At 63.3% G+C, this 22804-nt stretch carries 15 protein-coding genes; 12 read left to right on the top strand and 3 right to left on the bottom strand.

The genetic code is table 11. The annotated features are described in order from the left end of the window. From AC3CCE_RS23375 to AC3CCE_RS23345, 7 genes are all read left to right on the top strand, one after another. Positions 1–6048, top strand: a complete 6048-nt coding sequence (locus tag AC3CCE_RS23375; protein ID WP_352627148.1) for a translocation/assembly module TamB domain-containing protein — start codon at positions 1–3, stop codon at positions 6046–6048. A 252-nt stretch (positions 6049–6300) separates the two neighbouring features. Beyond that, positions 6301–7953 carry an ABC transporter substrate-binding protein gene (locus tag AC3CCE_RS23370; RefSeq protein WP_023668187.1) on the top strand — a complete coding sequence of 551 codons (1653 nt, stop codon included), beginning with the start codon at positions 6301–6303 and terminating at the stop codon, positions 7951–7953. A 223-nt stretch (positions 7954–8176) separates the two neighbouring features. Beyond that, positions 8177–9211, top strand: a complete 1035-nt coding sequence (locus AC3CCE_RS23365) for an ABC transporter permease (RefSeq protein WP_023668188.1) — start codon at positions 8177–8179, stop codon at positions 9209–9211. 13 nt (positions 9212–9224) lie between these two features. Next, entirely contained in the window at positions 9225–10382 is a 1158-nt protein-coding gene (locus tag AC3CCE_RS23360) for an ABC transporter permease (RefSeq protein ID WP_023690814.1), read from the top strand. 47 nt (positions 10383–10429) lie between these two features. Then, on the top strand, positions 10430–12634 hold the full coding sequence (locus AC3CCE_RS23355; protein ID WP_352513513.1) for a dipeptide ABC transporter ATP-binding protein: 2205 nt from the start codon (positions 10430–10432) through the stop codon (positions 12632–12634). A gap of 142 nt (positions 12635–12776) precedes the next feature. Beyond that, a complete protein-coding gene (locus AC3CCE_RS23350) occupies positions 12777–13004 on the top strand; it encodes a CopG family transcriptional regulator (RefSeq protein WP_352513514.1) in 228 nt (75 codons plus the stop codon). Next, a complete protein-coding gene (locus AC3CCE_RS23345) occupies positions 13001–13438 on the top strand; it encodes a TA system VapC family ribonuclease toxin (RefSeq protein WP_023682204.1) in 438 nt (145 codons plus the stop codon). The genes AC3CCE_RS23350 and AC3CCE_RS23345 overlap by 4 nt, the downstream gene beginning before the upstream one ends. Positions 13439–13494: 56 nt before the next feature. On the opposite strand, the gene AC3CCE_RS23340 is transcribed toward AC3CCE_RS23345, so the two are convergent. After that, positions 13495–14085 (bottom strand): transglycosylase SLT domain-containing protein, encoded by a 591-nt coding sequence (locus tag AC3CCE_RS23340; protein WP_352513515.1) that lies wholly within the window; start codon positions 14083–14085, stop codon positions 13495–13497. Between the two features lie 218 nt (positions 14086–14303). Between AC3CCE_RS23340 and AC3CCE_RS23335 the strand changes: the two genes are divergently transcribed. Both AC3CCE_RS23335 and AC3CCE_RS23330 read left to right on the top strand, forming a co-directional pair. Next, positions 14304–15842 carry a trimethylamine methyltransferase family protein gene (locus tag AC3CCE_RS23335; RefSeq protein WP_352627153.1) on the top strand — a complete coding sequence of 513 codons (1539 nt, stop codon included), beginning with the start codon at positions 14304–14306 and terminating at the stop codon, positions 15840–15842. Between the two features lie 75 nt (positions 15843–15917). Then, positions 15918–18359: a GcvT family protein gene (locus AC3CCE_RS23330; protein WP_352627155.1), complete on the top strand. Its 2442-nt coding sequence runs from the start codon at positions 15918–15920 to the stop codon at positions 18357–18359. 97 nt (positions 18360–18456) lie between these two features. On the opposite strand, the gene AC3CCE_RS23325 is transcribed toward AC3CCE_RS23330, so the two are convergent. After that, positions 18457–18849, bottom strand: a complete 393-nt coding sequence (locus tag AC3CCE_RS23325) for a DoxX family protein (protein ID WP_023707718.1) — start codon at positions 18847–18849, stop codon at positions 18457–18459. A gap of 208 nt (positions 18850–19057) precedes the next feature. Between AC3CCE_RS23325 and AC3CCE_RS23320 the strand changes: the two genes are divergently transcribed. Next, entirely contained in the window at positions 19058–19546 is a 489-nt protein-coding gene (locus tag AC3CCE_RS23320) for a hypothetical protein (RefSeq protein WP_352627157.1), read from the top strand. Between the two features lie 75 nt (positions 19547–19621). On the opposite strand, the gene AC3CCE_RS23315 is transcribed toward AC3CCE_RS23320, so the two are convergent. Continuing rightward, positions 19622–20398, bottom strand: a complete 777-nt coding sequence (locus AC3CCE_RS23315) for a VOC family protein (RefSeq protein WP_352627159.1) — start codon at positions 20396–20398, stop codon at positions 19622–19624. Between the two features lie 195 nt (positions 20399–20593). Between AC3CCE_RS23315 and AC3CCE_RS23310 the strand changes: the two genes are divergently transcribed. Both AC3CCE_RS23310 and AC3CCE_RS23305 read left to right on the top strand, forming a co-directional pair. Further along, on the top strand, positions 20594–21310 hold the full coding sequence (locus AC3CCE_RS23310) for a gamma-glutamylcyclotransferase (RefSeq protein ID WP_352627161.1): 717 nt from the start codon (positions 20594–20596) through the stop codon (positions 21308–21310). A gap of 135 nt (positions 21311–21445) precedes the next feature. Next, a complete protein-coding gene (locus tag AC3CCE_RS23305; RefSeq protein ID WP_352627163.1) occupies positions 21446–22801 on the top strand; it encodes an NAD(P)-dependent oxidoreductase in 1356 nt (451 codons plus the stop codon). Positions 22802–22804 lie beyond the last annotated feature (3 nt).

The raw sequence follows: 22804 nt of genomic DNA, 5'->3' as shown, positions 1-22804 counted from the left end.
ATGAAGATTTTGAAACGCATCCTTCGCCTGTTTTTCTACACGCTGCTGATCGTGGCGGCGGCGGGCATCGGCGCGCTGGTCGTGCTGACCAAGACCGAGCGCGGCCGCGAAAATCTCGCCGGCATCATCTCTGACATGGCCTCGTCAGGGGACAGCAAAGTCACGGTCAGCGGCATTAACGGTATCTGGTCCGGAGCGCTGACGGTCGACCATGTCGTGCTGGAAGACCGCGAGGGCGCGTGGCTGGTGGCCCGCAAGGTGGCCGTCGACTGGTCGCCGCTGGCGCTGCTGTCGAAGATTTTCAGCGCCGACCGCATAGCGGCCGAACGGATAGAACTGGCACGGCTGCCTGTGGCGAGCACCGAGCCGAGCCAGAGCGGGTCGGGCGGCCTGCCGGTTTCGCTTGATATCAGAGCGATCGATTTGCCGGAGATCGCGCTTGGCCAGCAACTTGCCGGCAGCGGTATTGCCGAACTTGCGGCCAAGGGATCGGCCAAGGTCGATGCGTCGCCGCTGGCGATCCAGACGGTGCTCAACGTTACCCGCCATGACGGCAAGCAAGGCAATGTCGACGCCAACATCCACTTCGCGCCGGATGAGAACAGGCTCGACCTCGATCTCAAGGCTTCCGAGCCGGCCGGCGGCATCATCGCCAACCTGCTCAAGCTACCCGGCGCGGCGCCGGTCAACATCGTTGTCTCGGGCACCGGGCCGCTGGCCAACTGGAGCGGCGTCGGCACCTTCATGGTCGATGGGCAGATCGTTACCCAGCTCACCGGCCGGCACCAGCTGACCGACAAGGGCAACCGGATCGAGGCCAAGGGCGACGGTTCGTTCGAAGGGTTCCTGCCGCAACAGTTCAAGTCGCTGTTTGCCGGCAAGACCAGTTTCGACCTCGCCGGCACCGCGACCGCAGCCGGCGGCGTCGACATCGAGCGCGCTGCGATCGAGAGCGACGCAGTTCATGGGACCGCTGCCGGCATGGTCGACCCCAAGGGCGCCAGCGACCTTTCGGTCGAACTCGTGGCCAAAGCCAAGCCGGTCACGGTCAATGTCGGTACCCAGGCGCAGCCGATCATGGTGGCCATCAACAAAGTGACCGCGCGCGCCTTCGGTGACGGCAAGGCGCCGATGATTTACGCCAGCGCTTCACTGGTCTCGGTGGTTGCGGGCGGTTCTCAGGTGAACAATCTCGATGCGCGGATCCATTCCGACGGTTTCGACATCGAGAACCGCAGCGGCCCGGTCAGCGTGTCGCTGGCGGCGGCCGGGCTGAAGACCGACGTCGCGACACTGGCCCCGCTGGTCACCGGCAAGCTGACGGCCTCTCTTTCCGGCTCGATCAGCAAGGATGAGATATCGCTCGATGAGGGTATGCTGCGCAGCGATGCGCTCAATGCCGGGCTGACGGCCAAGGTGGCGCTGGCCGACCTCGCCATGACGCTCAAGATGAATGCCGATGCTGTGTCGACGGCGCTGCCGCCGCAGATCAGTTCGCTGCTTGGCGAACGGGTCAAATTCTCGGCGGCCGCGACGCGCGATCCGCAGGGCTCTTTCGCCGCCAACTCGATCGAACTCACTTCCGGTTCGCTGAGCGCCAGCGGCACCGCCAGCGCGCAAGGCAGCGATATCCAGGCCGACATCAAGGGCAAGCTCGGCGACGTCTCGGTGCTGTCTTCGCTGGTCGGCGTGCCGGTCGCCGGCGGGGTCGATTTCGCGCTGACGGCAAGCGGCGCGCGCAACGCACCGGATTTCTCGGTTTCGGCCGACAGTGCCAGCCTGACGGCCTCCGGCCGCACGGTCAAGGAGATCAAGCTGACCGCATCGGGCAAGGCCGACATTGTGAGCCCGGCCGCAGATATCTCGCTGACCGGCGCGGTCGACGAACAGCCGCTCGCCATCAAGGCGGCGCTGGTGACGAGCGATGGCAAGCGCTCCATCAAGGGGCTCAGCGTAGCGCTGGGCGACAACAAGGTGTCGGGCGACCTCACGCTCGATGAAAAATTCCTGCCGCTGGGGACGCTGACGATCTCCGCGCCCGATATCGCGCCGCTGGCGTCGCTGGCCGGGCAGACGGCGGCCGGCGATATCGGCGGCACCGTGGTGTTCGCCAAAGACGGCGAGGCTCCCACCGTCACCATCAATGCAGCCAGCGTGTCGATCGCGCGCGGTGATGTGGCAGCCAAGGCAGTCACCGTCAGCGCACTGATCGCCAACTATCTCAACAGCCCTGCGATCTCCGGCACGATCAAGGCCGAGAGCGTGACCTCGGGAACGACCGTCGTCAGTGGCATCGGCGTCGACCTCAAGCGTGACGGCGACTGGACGAATTTCACCGGCGGCGCAACCATATCAGGCATTCCGGCGACAGCTGCCGGGCGGGCGAAGATTGCCGGCGGCGCGACCAGCGTCGAGATCGCGTCCGGCGAGGCGACGGTGCGCGGCATCAAGGTGGCGATCGCCGAGCCGTCGAGCCTGACCATTGCCGATGGCATAACCAACATTCAAAGGCTGGTAGTCGATCTCGGCGGCGGCTCGGTGACGCTGTCGGGCACGGCGGGCCAGACGCTCGATCTGGCGGCGACCTTCTCGGCGCTGCCGGCTGCGCTTGCCAATGGCTTTTCGCCCGGCCTCGATGCCGCGGGCACGCTCGACGGCACGGCGCAAATCACCGGGCCGTCGGCAAATCCCGACATTCGCTTTAATGCAAAACTGGCCGGCGCCGAGACCAGCCAGACCCGTCAGGCCGGGCTCGGACCGCTCGATGTCGATGCGGCCGGCAGCTATTCGACGGCCGGCGGCGTCGTGCTGGATCAGGCGACGCTGTCGGGTGAGAAAATCTCCGGCAAGGCGGCCGGCACCCTCAACCCGAACGGCGCCAGCGACTTCGCGCTCGACCTGACCTCGTCGGGGCCAAGCCTGCCGGTGACGCTCGGCGGCGTGGAAGGCCCGATCAAGCTCGAACTGCAGGCGCTGTCCGTGAAGGCGGCGGGGCAGGCTGCGCAAGCCAAGCTCGATATCTCGGCGGTGTTGCCGTCGCTGGCGACGAATTTCACCAAGGTCGAAGGCATCGCGCTGGCGCTGCATTCCGACGCGTTCGATGTGAGAAGCCGCACCGGTCCGATCTCGGGCACGGTGACGGCGGACAAGATAGGTCTGGACAATCCGACCATCGCACCGCTGATCGCCGGCAAAGTCACCGCCAAGGTCGCGGGCAGCCTGGCGGCCGATGCGATCACCATCGACAGCGGCTCGGTGCAGGGCGATGCGCTGGGCAGCGCCTTCAATGGCCGTGTCGGCTTTGCCGATGGAGCAATCGACCTCAACCTCAACGCCGACGTGCTGTCGGCGGCGTTGCCGGCGGCGGCGCGCAGCGTGCTGGCAGAGCGCACGCAGCTCAGCGCCACGCTGAAGCGGGATGCCAATGGCAATGTCAGCGCCAATCCGGTCAGACTGGCGTCGGGCGCACTGACCGCGGACGGTCAGGCCAGCCTCGCCGACAACAAGCTTAGCGCAAATATCAAGGGTGCACTGGCCGACATCTCGCTGTTGTCGAAAGATGCCAAAGGCGCGATCAGCTTTGCACTCAACGCGCAGGGGCCCAGCCTGGCCCCGGATCTGTCGCTGACGGTCAGCAGCGACCGGCTTCTCGTGGCGGAACGCGAAATCACCGGGTTGAAGCTGACCGCCACCGGCAAGGCCGATGCCGCCGATCCGGCGGCCAATGTGCAACTGACCGGCAATGTTGCTGGGCAGGCGCTGCAAGGCAGCGCGGTGCTGGCGACGGCGGACGGCAAGAGCGCCATCAACGGCCTGCTGCTGTCGCTCGGCAAGAACAAGATTTCCGGCGACCTTGCGCTCGACGAGGCTTTCGTGCCGGTCGGCACCATCGCGCTCGACCTGCCGGATATCGGGCCCCTGGCGGCGCTGGCGCTGGAAAAGGCCGAAGGCGACGTGCGCGGCACCATCGCCTTCTCAAAGACCGCGGATGGCCCGAACGTCGCCGTCAAGGCTGCGACCGCTTCGATTACGCGCGGCGACCTGCAGGCGAAGACGGTGTCGATCGATGCGCTGGTCGCCAACTATCTCGCCGCGCCGGTCATCTCGGGCAAAATTCGCGCCGACAGCGTCATTTCCGGCGGCACCGCCATCAGCGGCATCGATGTCGATTTGAAGCGCGACGGCGACTGGACCGGGTTTTCCGGCGGCGCCACCGTCAAGGGCATTCCGGCGAAGGCTGCGGGCAGGATAAAGGTGGCTGGCGGCACCACCACCATCGAACTCGCTTCCGGCCAGGCCACGGTGCAGGGCATCAAGGCGGCCATCGCCCAGGCCTCGACCGTCAGCATCGCCAACGGCACAACGACGCTGGACAAGCTGGTGCTCAATCTCGGTGGCGGCACGGCGACGGTGACCGGCAAGGTCGGGCAGGCACTCGACATCAGTGCCGCGCTGTCGAAGGTGCCGGCTTCGCTGGCCAACAGTTTTTCGCCGGGCCTCCAGGCCGCCGGTTCGATTTCAGGGACTGTGAAGGTGACGGGCGCGTTGGGCAATCCGGCTGTCGCCTTCGATATCGATGCCGGCGGGGTGCAGACCTCGCAGACGCGCAGCGCCGGTCTTGGCGGCATGAATATCTCTTCGTCGGGAACATTTGCCGGCAAGAAGCTCACCTTCAACGCCGACATCAGCGACGGCGCCGGGCTTGGCCTCAAGGGCGGCGGTACGGTGACGACGGCCGGCACACCAGCGCTGGTGCTCGACTTCAACGGCAAGGTGCCATTTTCCTTCCTGGCCGCCAAGCTTGCGGCGCAAGGCCTGTCGCTCAGCGGCACCGCCAACGTCAATATCCAGATGCGCGGCCCGGCGGCGTCGCCGGTGATCGGCGGCACGGTCAGCACGTCGGGCGCCCGCCTGGTCGACGCGCGCTCCGGCCTTGCCGTCAACGACATTGCCGCCGACATTTCGATCGGCAACGGCGTTGCCCGGATCAACCGGCTGACCGGCACGCTGTCGACACGCGGCAGCCTGTCGGCCTCCGGCACCCTCGGCATCAATCCGGCGCAAGGTTTCCCAGCCGATTTGTCTATCAAGCTGGTTGACGGCCGCTATACCGACGGCAGGGTGGTGACAGCCAATCTCGGCGGCGACCTGACCATCAAGGGGCCGCTCACCTCGGCGCCGGTGATTTCGGGCACCGTCAATCTGGCCAAGACCGTCATCACCGTTCCCGATAAGCTGCCGGGCTCGCTGGCAGCGCTCGGTGTCAAGCACAAGAACGCGCCCGCCTCCGTGCGGGCGCAGGACAAGGCCTTGCGACCGGCGGCGGCCAGCGGTGGTGGCGGCAGTGGGCTTGTCCTCGACGTCACGGTCAATGCGCCGAACCAGATCTTCATCCAGGGCAGGGGCGTCGATGCCGAGTTCGGCGGTTCGCTGAGGTTGACCGGCCCGGCGGCTTCGCCGCAGGCGGTCGGCACCTTCACCTTGCAGCGTGGGCGGCTGTCGATCCTCGGCAAGCGGCTGACCTTTACCGAAGGCACGGTCGGCTTTTCGGGCTCGCTGGTGCCCTACCTCAACTTGACCGCGACATCGACCACGACCAGCGCCACCGTCACCATCGTCGTCTCGGGCGAAGCCACCAATCCGAAATTCGACTTCTCCTCGGTGCCGGCGCTGCCCGAGGACGAGGTGCTGGCGCAGCTGATTTTCGGCCGCTCTATGTCGAACCTGTCGCCGCTTCAGATCGCGCAGCTGGCCGAGGCCGCCGGCCAACTGGCCGGCGTCGGCGGCTCGACCTCGCTGCTCGAAAACCTGCGCAGTGCAATCGGCGTCGATGACCTGGATGTGACCACCGATGACCAGGGCGGCACCGCCGTGTCGGCGGGCAAGTACCTCAATGACCGCACCTATGTGACGATCCAGAAAGGCGACAGGCCAGGATCGGGCAAGGCGACGATCGACCTCAATGTGGGACGCGGCGTCAAGCTGCGCGGCGAGGCCAACGATGGCGGCGAGGCCAAGGGCGGCATCTTCTACGAAAAGGAATATTGAGTTCCTGGCCCTTACCGCCGCCGGAACTGGCGCTGTCTCAACCCGCCCAAATGTATCAGTTACTCGCCTAAGCAGATTCCGGCGGAATCTGGGCGCGCTAGCACTTTTGCGCCAAGTCTGTCGTTATCACGCGAACCGCTCCCTTTTCAAAGTTGCACATTCCCTAACAGGTTCCGTAGCCATGCCGTCTTTGACATCACGGCAGGGATGCGGAATGTTAAAAGGCGGAAAGCCAACAATGGGAGTTAAGGTATGACAAATTACAAGAGTAATGGCGATCGCGTTCCCGATCACATCCTGGCCATGGCCGAAGAAGCCAAGGCAGGCAAAGTCGATCGCCGCGAGTTCCTCGCCATGGCCAGCGTGTTCGGCGCGTCGACTGCGATGGCCTACGGCATGCTCGGCGTAGCCGTGCCGACCCAAGCCAGGGCCGAAGAGGTGCAGGGCAAGAAGGGCGGCATCCTTAAAGTCGCGCAATGGGTCAAGGATCCCAAGGATCCGCGCAAGGCCGACTGGTCGGAAATCGCCAATGCCGAGCGTCAGGCGCTTGAGCCGCTGGTCAAGTACACCAGCGAATACACGTTCCGCCCGTACCTTCTGGAGAGCTGGGAGGTCAACGACGACGCCACCGAGTACACGCTGCATGTGCGCAAGGGTGTGACCTGGTCGAATGGCGATGCCTTCACCGCCGATGACGTCATCTTCAATCTCAAGCGCTGGGCCGACAAGAAGGCCGAGGGCAATTCCATGCCTGGCCGTCTCGGCACGCTGGTCAAGGACGACAAACTCGACGAAAGCGCCGTGACCAAGGTTGACGACCACACCGTCAAGCTGAAGCTCGGCAAGGCCGACATCGCGCTCATTCCGAACATGTGCGATTATCCCGGTCTCATCGTCCACAAGAGCTTCGACGAGAAGGGCGGCGACTTCAAAGCCTGCCCGATCGGTACCGGTCCGTTCGAGCTCGTCTCCTACGATGTCGGCCAGAAGGTGGTCTACAAGCGCCGCGAGGACAACAAGTGGTGGGACGGCGAGGTGTTCCTCGACGGCATCGAATTCGTCGACTACGGCACCGATCCGGCAGCCATGGTCAGTGCCTTCGAGGCGGGCGAAGTCCATACCAATTTCGAGACCTCGGCCGACTATGTGTCGATCCTCGACGGACTGGACCTGGTCAAGTCCGAAATCGTCACCGCCTCGACCATCGTGTGCCGCACCAACATCAACAACAAGCCTTACGGCGATCAGAAGGTGCGCAACGCGCTGCAGTTGGCGGTCGACAACAATGTCGTTCTGCAGCTTGGCTACGGAAATGCCGGCACGGTGGCTGAAAACCACCATGTCTGCCAAATCCACCCGGAATATTACGAGCTGCCCAAAGTCGCTCGCGATCCGGCCAAGGCCAAGGCGCTGATGGCGGAAGCCGGCCAGGCCGACTTCGAGCATGAGCTGATCACGGTCGACGAAGACTGGCACAAGAATACCGGCGACGCCATCGCCGCGCAGATGCGCGACGCCGGCCTCAAGGTAAAGCGCACGGTGCTGCCGGGCTCGACGTTCTGGAACGACTGGACCAAGTACCCGCTGTCGATGACCAACTGGAACATGCGCCCGCTCGGCGTTCAGGTTCTGGCGATCGGCTATCGCACTGGCGAGGCGTGGAACGAGTCGGCCTATTCCAACCCCGAATGGGATGCCAAGCTCAATGCAGCATTGGCTGTCGCCGATGCGGCCAAGCGCAAGGAAATGATGAAGGACATCGAGCAGATCCTGCAGGATTCCGGCATCATGATCCAGCCATACTGGCGCAAGCTCTACAGCCACTCGGTCAAGGCGGTGCAGAATTACAAGATGCATCCGACCTTCGAGCGCGACTACGGCAAGGTCTGGCTCGACCAGGCGTGATTGGAACGTCAGGGAAGGGGCGCTTCGCTCCTTCCCGTCACGCCTCGCATGGCCCAGAACCGGAAGCCGCCGCAGCAAAAAGTTGCGGACTCTCCTGAAAGACCGTTCAATAAAACTGGGTTGATTGCATCCGAGTGCCGATTTGACGGCCAACTCTGCCGGCAACGGCAAAGCTGGTTTTTCGAACTGGCTCCAACCCCAACCAGACCGGCAGGGGACCGCCATGCTTTCTTTCGTAATCCGGCGTCTCGGCACCATGGCATTGACGATGCTGTGCCTGACGATGATCGTCTTCTTCCTGATCAACCTCGAGCCTAATTTGAAGAAGCTGGCGATCAGCCAGACCGAAATGCACACATCGGCCGAACAGCTCGAAAGCTGGCTGGTCAACCATGGCTACCGGCAGAACTTCTTCGTGCGCTACGGGCAATGGCTGGGCGTCGTCCCGAAGCAACCGGTGACCGATCCGGCGACCGGCAAGCCGACGCAGCGTTTCTCCTTCTGCAACGATCCGCTGGAGCCGAAATTCTCCGGCATCCTGGAAGGTGATTTCGGCTGCTCGACCAAGTTCAAAACCTCCGTTGCGTCAAAGCTCTTCCCCGCACTCGCCGCCACCGGTATCCTGATGCTCTGCGTGCTGTTGGTGATGGTGCCAATTTCGCTGCTGATTGGCATCCTGGCCGGCATGCGCGAGGGCTCGCGAACGGACCGAACGCTGTCCGTCGCATCGATCGCGTCGACGGCGACGCCCGAATATGTGTCCGGCGTCATCTTCACCGTCATCTTCGCCTCCTGGCTCGGCTGGCTGAACGGTTCGGCCGCCTCGGCAAGCCAGGGCATCACCTTCTACAATTTCACCCTGCCGGTGATGACGCTGGCGATCTACGGCATCGGCTACATCGCCCGCATGACACGCGCCTCGATGGTCGAGGTGATGACGCAGCAATATATCCGCACCGCCCGGCTGAAAGGGCTTTCCTTCGGCAGCGTCGTCGTCAAGCACGCGCTGCGCAATGCGCTGATTGCGCCCTTCACCGTCATCATGCTGCAATTTCCCTGGCTGCTTACCGGCGTCGTCATCGTCGAGGTGATGTTCCGCTACCAGGGCTTTGGCTACACGCTGGTCGAGGCCGCCGGCAACAACGACATCGATCTGCTGCTTGGCTGTTCACTGGTCTCGGTGTTCATCGTGCTGATCACGCAGCTCATTTCGGATGTCGGCTACGCGTTCCTCAATCCGCGTATCAGAGTTCAATAGGGGGCTGGGGCAGATGCAGGTCGAATATATCGGTGCCTTCAATGTCGTGCTCGGCGTGATTGGGCGTTTCTGGCCAGTCTGGTTAGGGCTTGCCCTGGTGATGGGGGTGAGCTTCACCTACAAGAAAAGGCTCGGCCTCTACGGCCAGTTGTTCGATAGCGGCGTCGGCATAGTCGGTGTCGGCATCTGCCTGTTCTGGCTGTTCACGGCAATCTTCGCGTCGACCGTCGCGCCCTTCGATCCGCTCGCCCAGGTCCCGATCATGAAGGATGCGCTGCCGGGCGCGCTCGAGCCGGTATCGAAACTCATCTACTATTTCGGCGGCGACAAGCTCGCCCGCGATGTCTTTTCGCGCATGGTTTATGGCAGCCAGATCGTGCTGATCATCGCACCGGCGGCGACGGGTTTCGCGCTGATGGTCGGCATTACGCTCGGTCTGCCCGCCGGCTACTATGGCGGCCGGATCGACACTGTACTGTCCTTCCTGGCCAATCTGGTGCTGGCCTTCCCGGTGATCCTGCTGTTTTACCTGCTGGTGACGCCGGGCATCATGGATACGCCGATCCCATACGCCATGGCCGGGCTGTTCTTCCTGTTCCCGATCATCTTCTTTTCGGTGCTGTTCTGGACCCGCTACAAGAACCGGCCGGACCGGCTCTATATATTGCTCGGGCTGACGCTGATCATCGGCGGCTGGGTCTATGCCGGCCTGGTCTTCGATGCCGATCCGTTCAAGATTATCCACATCGATCCCAACCAGCTCAACATCTTCGTGGCGGTGGTGTTCGCCTCCAGCCCCGGCGTATTCCGCATCGTGCGCGGCCTGGTGATGGACATCAAGACGCGCGACTATGTGGCGGCGGCGCAGACGCGCGGTGAATCGCCCTGGTACATCATGCTGTGGGAGATCCTGCCCAATGCGCGCGGGCCGCTGATCGTCGATGCCTGCCTGCGCATCGGCTACACCACGATCCTGCTCGGCACGCTCGGCTATTTCGGGCTGGGTCTGGCGCCGGAGAGCCCGGACTGGGGCACCGCAATCAAGGACGCCAGCCGCCTGCTGCGCTCCTTCATCCACCCGGCGCTGCCGCCGACGATCGCGCTGATGTCGTTCGTGCTGGGCTTGAACCTGCTTGCCGACTCGCTGCGCGAACAATCGATGAAAGACTGATCTGCGGGTTTCGGCCCGCGAGCATGAAAATAGGATTGGAGCGACCCATGAATGAGGCAGTTCGAAATCCCCCAAAGTCGACCAATGGGCCGATCATCGAGATCGAGAACCTGTCGATCTCCTTCTTCACCCGCAAGGGCGAGATCCCCGCCGTCATGGACTTTTCCTGCACGGTGATGCCGGGCGAAGCCATGGGCATCGTCGGCGAGTCCGGCTGCGGCAAGTCGACCGTGTCGCTCGGCATCATGCGCGACCTCTCCAACATCGGAAAGATTGTCGGCGGCAAGATCAAGTTCCAGGGCAAGGACATGGGCGAGCTGTCCGACGAGGAGTTGCGCTCCATCCGCGGCAACAAGATCGCCATGATCTACCAGGAGCCGATGGCGAGCCTCAATCCGGCGATGAAGGTCGGCCAGCAATTGATGGAAGTGCCGCTGATCCACGACAAGGTGTCGAAGGAAGAGGCTTACAAAAGGGCGCTCGAAATGGTGCGCTCGGTGAGATTGCCCGATCCCGAACGCATGATGCGTTCCTATCCGCACCAGCTGTCCGGCGGCCAGCAGCAGCGCATCGTCATTGCCATGGCGCTGCTGTCGAAGCCGGCGCTGCTTCTGCTCGATGAACCGACGACGGCGCTCGACGTGACGGTGGAGGCCGGCATCGTCGAACTGGTCAAGGGGCTGGGCGAGAAGTTCGGCACGTCGATGATCTTCGTGTCGCACAATCTGGGCCTCATCCTCGAGACCTGCGACCGCATCACGGTGATGTATTCGGGCGAAGCGGTCGAGACCGGCAAGATCAAGGACGTGTTCGACCGGATGCGTCACCCCTATACGCAAGGGCTGTTCCGCTCGATTCCGCTGCCGGGCGCCGACAAGAATTCGCGGCCCCTGATCTCTATCCCCGGCCAGTTGCCGCTGCCGCATGAGCGGCCCAAGGGCTGCAATTTCGGCCCGCGCTGCCACCATTTCGTTGAGGGCCTCTGCAATGCCGCCGAAATCCCGATGATCGAGGTCGCCGGTCACGAAGGGCATTTCTCGCGCTGCGTGCGCTTCAACGAGATCGACTGGGAAGCGCTGCCTCCCGGCGCCAAGAAGGTCAATGAGAAGGTTGTGCCCGGCGCGCCGGTGCTCAAGATCGAGGATTTGAGAAAATACTACAAGGTCGGCGGCAGCGAAGTGTTCGGCTCCAGCGAAGGCCGCGTCGTCAAGGCCAATGAGACGATCTCGTTTATGGCCCGCGAATCCGAGACCGTCGCCATCGTCGGCGAGTCCGGCTGCGGAAAGTCGACGCTGGCCAAGGTCCTGCTCGGGCTGGAGACGGCAAGTGCCGGCACAGTGACGCTGGGCAACAAGGAGATCCAGTCGACCGGCATCGAGAAGCGCAGCGTCGAAACGGTGTCATCGATCCAGATGGTGTTCCAGAACCCGTTCGATACGCTCAATCCCAGCCACTCCGTCGGTTCGCAGATCATCCGCACGCTGGAAAAATTCAAAGTCGGCAACAATGTCGCGGAGCGGCGCAAGCGCATGCTGGAGCTGCTTGACCTGGTGAAGCTGCCGCGGGCCTTCGAGACGCGCAAGCCGCGTCAGCTCTCAGGCGGCCAGAAGCAGCGCATCGGCGTGGCGCGTGCCTTTGCCGGCGATGCCAAGGTGGTGGTGGCCGACGAGCCGGTGTCGGCACTCGACGTCTCGGTGCAGGCGGCGGTGACCGAGCTGCTGATGGACATCCAGCGCAAGAACAAGACGACGATGCTGTTCATCAGTCACGATCTGTCCGTCGTGCGCTACATCGCCGACCGGGTCGTCGTCATGTATCTCGGCTACATCGTCGAGCAGGGTACGACCGACCAGATCTTCGCGCCACCCTATCACCCCTACACAGAGGCGCTGCTGTCGGCTATCCCGATCGCCGACACCAGCGTGGTCAAACGGCACATCGTGCTCGAAGGCGATATCCCGTCGGCGATGAACCCGCCGAGCGGGTGCCCGTTCCAGACGCGCTGCGGCTACAAGAGGCTGGTGCCGGACAATCTGTGCGAGACCAAGGTGCCGCCGGTGAAGCATCTCGGCGATGGCCATATGAGCCTGTGCTGGCTGTCGGACGATGTGCTGGCGACGATGGAGCCGGTGATCAAGTTCGACAGGGAACACGCAGCGCATGAGGGCGTGCCGGAAGACGCACCGGATGGGATCGGCCCCGGTTTCGCCGGCGAACCGCCGAAGCGCCCGCATGGCAAGAAGCCGAGCTGACCAGCCATAGAGGCAATGCCGCTCGTTGGCGCATTGCCGCAGCGTCGCCATAGCTCAAGGAACGACAGCTACGTTCGCTTGAATATTGCTGTCCATTGCTTTATGTGATGCGTGATGTTTGATGCGCCGTAGGGAGCATATTGTGAGAACCACACTTGCAATCGATGACGATGTCCTACTTGTGGCCAAGGCCATGGCGCGACAGCAGGATCGCAGCGTTGGCGATGTCATTTCCGATCTGGCTCGCCGCTCACTGCGCAGGCCACCGACCGGCGGTGAACGCAACGGCATCCCCTTGCTTGCATCGCGGCCCGACGGCCCGATGGTCGATCTCGAAATGGTCAATGCGCTTCGCGACGAATTGCCGTGACCTTCCTGCTCGACGTCAATGTGTTGATTGCGTTGATCGATCCAGCTCACGTTGCGCATGAAGATGCCCATCGGTGGTTCCAATCCACCGGGCATTTATCATGGGCAACATGTCCCATTACCGAGAATGGCGTCATCAGGATTGTAAGCAACCCGAAATACCCCAATTCTCCGGGTTCTCCCGCCGTGGTGGCGCAGATTGTCGGCAAGCTGCATGCCCTTTCAGGACATCAGTTCTGGCCTGACGAGATCAGCCTTGTCGGTTCCAACGACATCGATGCAGCCAGGATCCTCACCCCGGCACAGGTAACGGATAGCTATCTGTTGGGACTCGCCAAGGCGCGTGACGGCCAATTGGCGACGTTTGACCGAAAGCTGTCGACGGCAGCGGTAAAGGGAGGGAGGTCGATCCTCCACCTGATCCCAAGCGAATGAATGGCTGAGTTCCGCTTCGATCGCAAACTGCGTGGCTGCAAGACCGCTTGGCAACGTCAGCTGCCGCATTGCTGCAGCTGTTCGGCATAGTCGCGGGCCATCTTTTCGGTCGCCCTGGCATAGCCCTGCACGCCGGCATCGCCACGGTTACCGCGGCCGTAGGCGGTCCAGCCGAGATAGTAGGCGAGATAGAGATTGTAGGTGTCGTTGCGGGCGACGCCGAACGTGTCTGATGTCTTGGAATGATACCAGCCGACGAAATCGATGGCATCGGCAAATTTGGTCCGCCGCGCCGCCCAGCTGCCGGTCTCGCTCTGATATTGCGACCAGGTGCCGTCGAGCGCCTGCGAGAAACCGGTGGCCGACGAGACATGTTTCCACGGAATGAAGCCGAGCAGTTTGGTACGCGGCGGCCTGGCATTGCTCTTGAAACCGGATTCCTTGCGCACCGTCGCCATCAGCACGGGGACGGGGACGCCGTATTTCTGCGAGGCGCGCTCGGCGGCCGACTGCCAGTTGTCGAACCAGCCGTCGTTCTGGTCGAAGACGGCGCAGACATTGTTGATATGGTTGGGCGGCGTCGCGCAGGCCGGCAAAGCCAGCAGCACGCCAACCGCTACAATTTTACTCAAACTCGAACTACGCATCCGCAGACGAATAGGCCGAAATCATAAAGGGAATCTTGCGGCGTTTCTTAACGGCTTGCCGGCCCGGCTCCGCTGAGTGGGACCTGTATCATTATTCCGACCTTTTGCGTCGCCTCTGTCTCCATACGAATTCAAAAATGCCGCCTTGGCTAAAATCACGCCCGCGAAGGGCGTATTTCTGACAGCGATATCCGGATGCCGGCGCTCTGATGCCAGGCATGAATGAACCAAGACGAAAGCGCGGCGCGGAGCGAACCAGCAACCGGGGGCCCGCCGCCATCCCGCAACTTCCACTGCGGCGGGTGACCAATCCCTATCCGCCGATGGCGATGCTCTCAGTCGATCAGGTCGAAGCGATCCACCAGGCGTCGATGCACATTCTGGAAAATTTCGGCATCGAGGTGATGTCTCAGCGGGCGCTGGCGCTGTTCGAGAAGGCGGGCGCAAAGGTCGACCATGCAACGGCCAATGTCCGCATCGACCGGGGCCTTGTCGCCGAGGCGCTGAAGACCACGCAGTCCAGCTATCGGCTGACGCCGCGCAACCCCGCCAACACCATTCATCTCGGCGGCAACACGATCAATTTCACCCTCGTCGCCGGGCCGCCCAATGTGCACGACATGGAGCGCGGCCGGCGCGCCGGAAACTTGCACGACTATGCCGATCTGACCCGGCTGGCGCAGCATTTCAACTGCATCCACATGCTCGGCAACCAGGTCTGCGCGCCGGTGGAACTGCCGGCCAACACCAGGCACATGGATACCTATTTCACCAATCTGACGCTGACCGACAAATCGTTCCATGTCTCGGCGATCGGACGAGGCCGGGCGCTGGACGGCATCGAGATGATGGCAATCGCGCGCGGGCTGACGCTGGACGAGATGCGCGATGATCCCGGCATTGCCACCATCATCTCGGTCAACTCGCCGCGCCGCTTTGACGAGATGATGGCCGAGGGGCTGATGACCATGGCCGAATTCGGCCAGTCGGTGGCGGTGACGCCGTTCACGCTGATGGGCGCGATGAGCCCGGTGACGCTCGCCGGCGCCCTGGCGCAGCAGAATGCCGAGGCGCTGTTCGGCGTGGTGCTGACGCAACTGGTGCGCCCCGGCGCGCCGGTGATGTACGGCGCCTTCACCTCCAACGTCGACATGAAGTCGGGCGCGCCGGCCTTCGGAACGCCGGAGAACACCAAGGCCAACATCGCCTCGGGGCAATTGGCGCGGCGCTATTCTCTGCCCTACCGCACGACGCCGGGGTCGGCATCGAATGCGGCGGACGCGCAAGGCGCCTACGAGACGCTGATGGCGCTGTGGGGCGCTGTGCTCGGCCACGGCAACCTCGTCTACCACGCCGCCGGCTGGCAGGAGGGCGGGCTGACGGCATCGTTCGAAAAGCTCATCATCGATGTCGAGATGATCCAGCACATGATGGAATTCCTGCGCCCGATCGTCGTCGACGAGGCGGAGCTTGCTGTCGAGGCGCTGGGCGCGGTGCCGACCGGCGGCCATTTCTTCGGCGAACCGCACACGCTGGAACGCTATGCCACCGCCTTCTACCAGCCGATGCTGTCCAACTGGCAGAATTACGAGGCCTGGCAGGAAGCCGGCGGCCTCGACACCACGGCGCGCGCGACGCGGCTGTGGAAGAAGGCGCTGGAAGATTATGTCGAGCCGGTGATGGACATCGCCGTGCGCGAGGCGCTGGAGGCGTATGTGGCCAGGCGCAAGGAAGCGATCGGGCAGGGCGACCCGTGACTTTAGCGTCGGCGCGCGGCGCTGCCTTTCTGATTCACCTTATCTCCTCAACTCATTGATAACAGAGCAAAACTCATGAAATCGCATGCAAAGGTCGTGGTCATTGGCGGTGGCGTCGTCGGGTGCTCCGTGCTGTTCCATCTGGCGCGTCATGGCTGGACCGATGTCGTGCTTTTGGAGCGCGACGAGCTGACCTCCGGCTCGACCTGGCATGCGGCCGGCGGCATGCACACGATCAATGGCGACCCCAACGTCGCCAAGCTGCAGAAATACACGATCTCGCTCTACAAGGAGATCGAGGAGCTGTCGGGACAGGCGACCGGCGTGCATCTGACGGGCGGCGTGCTTCTGGCGGCGACCGAGGCGCGGCTCGACTGGCTGCGCGGCGTCGTCGCCAAAGGGCGTTACCTCGGCATCGAGCTCGAAGAAATATCGGCCAATGAAGCGGCCGAGCTGATGCCGCTGCTCGACCCGAAACAATTCGTCGGCGCCGTCCGCAACAAGGAGGACGGCCATCTCGATCCCTCCGGCGTTACGCATGCCTATGCCAAGGCCGCGCGGAAACTGGGCGCCGAGGTCGAGCGCTTCACCAAGGTCGAGGACATTGTGCGCCGGCCCGACGGCATGTGGCGCGTCATCACCAACAAGGGCGAAGTGGTGGCCGAGCATGTCGTCAATGCCGGCGGGTTATGGGCGCGCGAGGTCGGCCGCATGGTCGGGCTGGAACTGCCGGTGCTGGCCATGGAGCACATGTACCTGATCACCGAGGATATGCCCGAGGTTGCGGCGTGGAACGCCAAGACCGGCACCGAGATCATCCACGCCGTCGATTTCGATGGCGAGCTTTATCTGCGCCAGGAGCGCGGCGGCATGCTGATGGGCACGTATGAGAAGGCCAACAAGGTGTGGTCCGAATTCCAGACACCGTGGAATTTCGGCCATGAACTGCTGGAGCCGGATATCGACCGCATCGCGCCGTCGCTCGAAGTCGGCTTCAGGCATTTCCCGGCCTTCGAGAGGACAGGCATCAAGCAGATCATCAACGGGCCCTTCACCTTCGCGCCGGACGGCAATCCGCTGGTCGGGCCGGTGCGCGGCCTCCCGGGCTTCTGGGTCGCCTGCGGGGTCATGGCGGGCTTTTCACAAGGCGGCGGCGTCGGCCTGGCGCTGTCCAACTGGATGATCGAGGGCGATCCCGGCGCCGACATCTGGGCCATGGATGTGGCGCGCTACGGCGACTGGGCGACGATGGCCTTCACCAATGCAAAGGTGCGCGAGAATTATTCGCGCCGCTTCTCGATCCGCTTCCCCAATGAGGAACTGCCCGCCGGGCGGCAGCTGAAGACGACGCCGATCTACGATTTGCTGTCGGCCAGGCGCGCGCAATGGGGTGTGTCCTATGGGCTGGAAGTGCCGCTGTGGTATGCGCCGGAGGGCGTCAAGGACGAATTCTCGTGGCGTCGGTCCAGCGATTTTTCCCAGGTCGCCAATGAGGTTGCGACGGTTCGTGAGAGCGTCGGCCTGGCGGAGATTTCGAACTTCGCCAAATACAAGGTGACCGGCGAGGGGGCGGCCGCTTGGCTCGACCGGATCTTTGCCTGCAAGTTGCCCAAGCCAGGCCGCATGACGTTGGCGCCGATGCTGAAGGACGACGGCAAGCTCATCGGCGATTTCACGCTGGCCAATATCGGTGCCCCCAATTCCAACGGGACCGAGTGGTTCATCGCCGGCTCCGGTATCGCCGAGCAGTATCATATGCGCTGGTTCGAGGCGCATTTACCTGCGGATAGCTCAGTGCGCATAGAGGCGCTGGGGCAGAAACTGACCGGTCTGGCGATCGCCGGACCCAAGGCGAGGGAGGTGCTGGCAAAGGCCAGCCGCGCGGATGTCGCCAACACCGCATTCCCGTTCATGGCGGTCGCGAAAATGGACATCGGCACGGCGCCGTGCCTGGTCGGCCGCGTCAGCTACACCGGCGATCTCGGCTACGAGATCTGGGTGGCGCCGGAATATCAGCGCGCTGCCTTCCAGGCGTTGATGGCGGCAGGCGAGGAATTCGGCCTCGGCCTGTTCGGCTCGCGCGCGCTCAATGCGCTGCGGCTGGAGAAAAACTACGGCTCATGGGCGCGCGAATACCGGCCGATCTACGGGCCGCTGGAGGCCGGGCTCGACCGTTTCGTCGCCTATGGCAAGGATGCCGATTTCATCGGTAAAACCGGCGCTCTTGCCGAGCGCAAGCAGGGCGGCAAGCTCAGGCTGCGCACATTTATCCTCGATGCCGATGATGCCGATGTCATCGGCGACGAGCCGATCTGGTACGGTGGCGCGGTGCGCGGTTGGGTGACCTCAGGCGGCTATGCGCATCACTCGAAAAAATCCGTCGCCATCGGCTATGTGCCGAAGGAGATCGCCGATGAGAGCGACGGCTTCGAGATCGAACTTTTGGGCAAGCGCCACGCGGCGCGCGTTCAGGCAGCGCCGCTCTTTGACGCGAACTTCGAGCGAATGCGCGCCTGAAGCGCTTCGGCTTCGCCGAGGCGCTTCAGAGTCTTGTTTTGTGCAAGTCGTTATCCCAAAACCGCTGCGCACTTTTGGGCGACATGCATCAGCCGCGTCAGGTGCTGCGGCGGTTGTCGAGCGCGAAGGCGCCGGCGCCGGCAAACACCAGATAGAGGAAGATGAAGCAGAAGGAGATTGCCGCGTCGCCGCTGTTGTTGACCGGGAAGAAGTCGCGCGGGTAGTGCGCCATGAAATAGGCGATGGCCATCTCGCCGGCCAGAAGGAACGCGACCGGGCGGGTGAACAGACCGAGCGCCAGCAGGATGCCACCGGCGAACTCCAGGATGCCTGCCGTCGCCGTCAGGCCGCTAAGAGCGTGAGGCTCGGCGCTGACCGGAAAATTGAACAGTTTCTGCGAGCCATGCTCGAGGAACTGCAGGGCCGTCATGATGCGCAGGACGCCGAGTGCCTGCGGCTGAAATCTGGCGAGACCGTCAAAAAGCTTCATCTAAACTCCATTTTTCCAACCCTGCGGCCCGGCCATAAATTATCACCCGGCGCTGGACCATTCACTTCGCGTGGCCTGTCATCAACAATCGGTGATTGGAAATCACTTCCAGTCTGGACTTCAAAATTTGTTCTCGTTATGGTTGCATACAGCTCGTTTAAGTTGTATGCCTGCGTGTAGACACTCCAAACCAAACGGGTTCCTAGCCATGAAAAAAGTCGCCGTCAGCCTGTTCGCAATTCTCGCAAGCACCAGTTTCGCCATGGCCGCTGATGCTGGCTGCGATGCCTTCAAATGGCCGGTGACACGCGAGCAGGAACTGTTTCCGGCTGCGCCCGCCGCGCAGTCAGGTGCCTCTCTTGCTTTCGGCGAAGCCGCGGATATGGCGCTGGAGCCGGTCGATGCGGTCAGCTTCACGGTCTCACCGCAACGCGCGCCGGCAGCCGGCACATTCGGCGCGACGGCAAACGTGGCGGTGCCACCGGAAGGAGAGCTCCAGATCAGCCTATCCGACGAGGCCTGGGTCGACGTCATTCAGGATGGCCAAGCGGTGAAATCAGCGGGTTTCACCGGCGTGAAGACCTGCCCCGGCATCCGCAAGAGCGTGCGCTTCAAGCTGACGCCTGGCGCAGCCACGATCCAGCTCAGCGGCGCCAGGAAAGAGAACCTCAAGGTCGCGGTGCTGGCGCCGGAGTGACCGCGCCCGGACGCGCCTCTCATCGCACCGGCGTGCGATGAGAGCAGTTTCCGTGCAGGCGAGTACCGGAGGGGATCAGCGGCCCGGCGCGATCAGCGCGAAATAGGCGCCTTGCGGATCGGTGAACTGGGCAATCCATTGGCCGGTCGGCACCGGCATCGGACCCATGACAATCTTGCCGCCATTGTCGGTGACGCGTTTGGCGGCTGCGTCGATGGCGTCGACATTGAAGTAGAACAGCCAGACCGGCACCGGCAGCTGTTGCGGCTTGTTCATGATGCCGCCGCCGGATTCAGGGCCGGCTGAGAAGGTCTGATAGATGCCCATCTCGCCGACGTCCATGCTACCGGCATCAGTCCAGCCGAACTGGCTTGAGTAGAAATCGAAGGCCTTCTGGCGGTCGGCCGCATAAAGCTCGTGCCAGCCGACATGGCCCGGCGTCGTTGCCGGAAGGACGGGCTGGTCGGGACCATTGGGCTGCAGGAACATGAAGGCGGCGCCTTGCGGGTCGGCGACGACGGAGAAGCGGCCGACGCCGGGAATGTCGTCGGGTTCGCGGTGAACAGCCCCGCCGGCGGCTTTCAGTGCCTCGGTCGAGGCATCGGTATCGCTGGTGTGGATATAGCCGAACCAGGCCGGCTTCAGACCCGTCCTGGCTGCTTCCTCGGGCAGGGTCATCAGCCCGCCGACGCCACGCTCGGCGGAGTTCACCACGATATAGCGCGGCATGCCGGGCGCCTTGTCGAAGGGCTCGGCCCGCCAGCCGACCACGGTGGTGTAGAACGCTTGCGCCGCATCGAGGTCGCTGGTCATCAACTCGTACCAGAAGAAGGGCATTGCGGATTTCGGCATTTTCGGTCTCCTCACCTTCATGCATCGATCGTCGTCCGATCCATCAAAGGACGTTTTCAGCGAAGCGAATCCGACAGCGAGGCGGAGAAAGTTCAACGGCTGCGTTGACACATCGTTCCGCACTTCGCCCCACCCGCGGCTTGCGCATGCGGCGGTTTTCGACTTTCCTTGGGGCAAACGAGGGGTAGTCGTTTCATGCGCCTTATGTCGCTCACGCCTGAGCTTGTGTCACTGTGTCATCGCGAAGAGGTCGATCCCGGACCCGACTGCAGCTGGACGCAGCTGAACGACGAGGATTTTCGCACGCTTGCCTTACAGCTCTCCGACGAAGCCGATGCGGGGCCGTTATGGGTGTTCGCCTATGGCTCGCTGATCTGGAAGCCGGCTTTCGAGTCCGTCGAACGCCAGCGCGCCACTGCGTTTGGCTGGCATCGCTCCTTCTGCCTCGACATGGTGCGCTGGCGCGGCAGCGTCGCGCAGCCGGGGCTGATGATGGCGCTCGAACGCGGCGGCCGATGCGACGGCGTCATCTACCGCCTGCCCGACGCCGACAAGCCGGAGCAGATCGAAAGACTGCTGCGGCGCGAGATCGACGATCATGAGAGTGTCAGCTCGGTCCGGTGGGTTCCCGTGCGCACGGAGCAGGGCCGGATACGGGCGCTCGGCTTCTGGGTCGGGGTGACCGGCAGGGGAACGTCGCTCGGGCAGCCGCTGGACACCGTGGCGGGGGTGCTTGCCAGAGCCTGCGGCCATGTCGGCTCAGGCGCGGAATATCTCTACAATACCGTCAGCCATCTCGAGGAATTCGGCATCCGCGACCGCAATCTGTGGCGGCTGCAGCAACTGGTTGCCGACGAGATCCGGTCGATCCATGGCGCCGCTACGAGCTCCGGCCTTTCGCCCGTGCCTTAGGCTGAAAGCCATAACATGAGTAGCTAAATCATATTATGAGCCAGTCTTTTCAACGGCTTGCGGCGAAAATTGACCAATTGATAAAAAAATAAAACGTGCTAGCCTTCCGCAAAACGAAAACATGGGGAACTGACGATGCCAGAAGGCCAGTTCAAGGACGGCATTGCCGGCGGCCGGCTTGCCGCCGACCAGTACGCCGAGAATTTTTCCGACCTGCATCCGCCGCTCGATCACCACGAAGCGCTGGTCGAATCCGACCGCTGCTATTTCTGCTACGATGCGCCGTGCATGAACGCGTGCCCGACCTCGATCGACATTCCGCTGTTCATCCGCCAGATATCGACCGGCAACCCGATCGGTTCGGCCAAGACGATTTTCGACCAGAACATATTGGGTGGCATGTGCGCCCGCGTCTGCCCGACCGAGACGCTTTGCGAAGAGGTCTGCGTGCGCGAGGTGGCGGAAGGCAAGCCGGTGCAGATCGGCCGCCTGCAGCGCTACGCCACCGATGTCGCCATGGCCGAGCACAAGCAGTTTTATTCGCGCGCTGAATCGACCGGCAAGTCGGTCGCCGTGGTCGGCGCCGGTCCGGCCGGCCTCGCCGCCGCGCACCGGCTCGCTCGGTATGGCCATGACGTCACCATTCTGGAAGCCCGCCCAAAGGCCGGCGGCCTCAACGAGTACGGCATCGCCGCCTACAAAAGCATCGATAACTTCGCCCAGGCCGAGGTCGACTATGTCACCGCTGTCGGCGGCATCGACATCCAGAACGGCAAGGCGCTCGGCCGCGACTACCAGCTGTCGGACCTGATCCGGAATTACGATGCCGTCTTCCTCGGTATGGGGCTTGGCGGCGTCAACGCGCTGCGCGCCGATGGCGAGGACGCCGGTGGCGTCGTCAATGCAGTGGAGTTCATCGCGGAACTGCGGCAGGCCGGCGATCTCGCGAGCCTGCCGGTCGGCCGGCGCGTCGTCGTCATTGGCGGCGGCATGACGGCGATCGACGCCGCGGTGCAATCGAAGCTGCTCGGCGCCGAGGAGGTGACGATCTGCTACCGGCGCGGCCAGGAACACATGAACGCTTCCGAGTTCGAGCAGGATCTGGCTGCCGCCAACGGCGTCACCATCCGCCACTGGCTGCAGCCGAAGCGGGTCATCACTGAGGCCGGCAAAGTGTCGGGCATCGAGCTCGAATACACCGCGATGAACGGCGACAGGCTTGCCGGCACCGGCGAGCGGCTGACGCTGGCCGCCGACCAGGTGTTCAAGGCGATCGGCCAGAGCTTTGTGCCGGCGGCACTCAACGGCAGCGGTGCTGCGATCGAACTCGAAGCCGGCCGCATCAAGGTCGATGCGGAAGGGCGCACCTCGCTCGCCAATGTCTGGGCGGGCGGCGACTGCATTTTTGGCGGTGACGATTTGACGGTTTCGGCCGTGGCGCAAGGCCGCGATGCGGCGGAGAGCATCAACCGGAGTCTGGCACAGGGATAGAGA

This window comes from Mesorhizobium sp. P160187, assembly GCF_057766425.1.
Note: the sequence above shows the minus strand (reverse complement) of the source record. Positions and strands in the feature narration are given on the sequence as shown.